Annotated in this window: 2 protein-coding genes; both read right to left on the bottom strand. The window is 72.2% G+C overall.

Annotated elements, in window-relative coordinates; all coding sequences use genetic code 11:
* Positions 1 to 138: 138 nt before the first annotated feature.
* On the bottom strand, positions 139 to 1,041 hold the full coding sequence (locus tag ACFU7D_RS29445; protein ID WP_378874037.1) for a 4-(cytidine 5'-diphospho)-2-C-methyl-D-erythritol kinase: 903 nt from the start codon (positions 1,039 to 1,041) through the stop codon (positions 139 to 141).
* The gene (rsmA, locus tag ACFU7D_RS29440) at positions 1,038 to 1,907 is read right to left on the bottom strand and encodes a 16S rRNA (adenine(1518)-N(6)/adenine(1519)-N(6))-dimethyltransferase RsmA (protein ID WP_378874034.1); all 870 of its coding nucleotides are present in this window, start codon (positions 1,905 to 1,907) and stop codon (positions 1,038 to 1,040) included. The genes ACFU7D_RS29445 and rsmA overlap by 4 nt, the downstream gene beginning before the upstream one ends.
* Positions 1,908 to 1,997 lie beyond the last annotated feature (90 nt).

The raw sequence follows: 1,997 nt of genomic DNA, 5'->3' as shown, positions 1-1,997 counted from the left end.
CCGCGCCGCCGGCCGCCGGTCGAGGCGCCACCGCCGTCGGCGGAGGCGTCGTTTGCGTCGGTCGACACGTCAGGCGCTGCCGTCGCCCCCGACGTACCTGACGTCTCGGCCGACCGGGCTGACGCGTCGGCGGTTGGGTCAGTAGGTGACCACGTGGGCACCGGCGACCGGGCCCGGGGCGGTCCAGACGCGGTCGTACGCCTTGGCCTGCATCGCTCCGGCGACCTCACGGGCCTGGGAGGCGTCGCGGCAGAGCATCAGGACCGTCGGGCCAGAGCCGGAGAGCTGCACGGCCAGAGCGCCTGCCTCGGCGCCGTCCGCGAAGGTCTGGGCGAGGTCGGGGCGTAGCGCCAGGGCCGGCGCCTGCAGGTCGTTGGCCAGCGCCTCGGCGAGGAGGTCGGCGTCGCCCTTCTCCAGCGCCATGAGCAGCCGCTCGGGCACCTGCGGGTCCTCGACCCCGGTCCCGGCGAGCTCGTCGAAGGCACGGTAGACCGACGGCGTCGACAGTCCCTGCTCGTTGCCGACCGCGACCCACCACCAGGCGCCGTTGTCGGTGACCGGCTCGACGATCTCGCCACGGCCGCCGCCGATGGCGGTGGCACCGATGAGCGCGAACGGTACGTCGGAGCCCAGCTGCCCCGCCAGGCTCAGCAGATCCTCGTCGGGTGTCTCCAGCGACCACAGCCGGTCCAGGGCGACGAGCGTCGCGGCGGCATCGGCCGAACCACCGGCGAGGCCGCCGGCGACCGGGATGCCCTTGTGGATCGCGACCTTCGCGGCCTTGTCGATGCCGTGGTGAGCGGCGAGCACCTTGCCTGCGCGCACGACGATGTTGTCGTCGCCGGTCGGGATCTCACCCAGCGCGATGTGGTCTTCTCCGGCGAGCGTGACCTGCCACTCGGAGGCCTCGCTCACGGTGACGTCGTCGTAGAGCCCGATCGCCTGGTAGACGGTCGCCAGGGGATGGAACCCGTCCGCACGGACCGGCCCGACGCCGAGATGGAGGTTGAACTTCGCGGCGGCGCGGACGGTGATCGTCATGAGGGGACCTTCTGGAGCGATTCGGTGATGCGTACGAAGTCCGCGATGGTCAGCGTCTCGCCGCGCGCCAGCGGGTCGATCCCGGACGCCACCAGCGCCTTCTCGGCGGCGTCGGCAGAGCCGGCCAGAGGCTTGAGTACGCCGCGCAGCGCCTTGCGACGTTGTGCGAAGGCGGCGTCGATGACCGCGAAGACCTCTTCGCGCGAGACCGTCGTCGACGGCGGCTCGCGGTGACGCCAGTAGACGAGCCCGGAGTCGACGTTGGGTGCCGGCCAGAAGACGTTGCGGCCGATCGCACCGGCGCGGCGCACCTCGGCGTACCAGGCGGCCTTGACCGACGGGACGCCGTAGACCTTGGAGCCGGGCTTGGCGGCCAACCGGTCGGCGACCTCGGCCTGCACCATCACCAGCCCGTGCCGCAGCGAGGGCAGCAGGGACATCAGGTGCAGCAGGACCGGCACGGAGACGTTGTAGGGCAGGTTGGCGACCAGGGCCGTGGGCGGAGGGCCGGGGACGGAGTCGACCCGGAGGGCGTCGGCGCGGAGCAGGCTGAACGCGTCGGCCTGGTCAGGGGCGTACTCCTGGATGGTTCTCGGCAGCCGCTGTGCCAGGACCTCGTCGATCTCGATCGCGGTCACCTTCGCGCCGGTCTCGAGGATGGCGAGGGTGAGCGAGCCGAGGCCGGGGCCGACCTCGACGACGACGTCATCGGCGCCGACGCCGGACTCGCGCACGATCCGGCGCACGGTGTTGGCGTCGATCACGAAGTTCTGCCCGCGCTGCTTGGTGGGGCGAAGGTCGAGCTCAGCGGCCAGCGCCCTGACCTCCGCAGGCCCCAACAGGCGCGTCGGGGTGCGGTCGGTCATGCCACCCAGCGTAGGCCACGAGCGCCGAGTCGGCGCATCTGTCCCGCTCCACAACGCCGAGTCGGCGCGTCTGTCCCATGTTGCTGGGAC

This window comes from Nocardioides sp. NPDC057577, from assembly GCF_042801335.1.
Classification (GTDB): domain Bacteria; phylum Actinomycetota; class Actinomycetes; order Propionibacteriales; family Nocardioidaceae; genus Nocardioides.
This window is presented reverse-complemented; position numbering and strand designations above follow the sequence as displayed.

What these genes read in the sequence shown, in the direction of transcription:
- rsmA (WP_378874034.1), bottom strand. Translation starts at nt 1,907, where the DNA reads ATGACCGACCGCACCCCGACGCGCCTGTTGGGGCCTGCGGAGGTCAGG.
- ACFU7D_RS29445 (WP_378874037.1), bottom strand. Translation starts at nt 1,041, where the DNA reads ATGACGATCACCGTCCGCGCCGCCGCGAAGTTCAACCTCCATCTCGGC.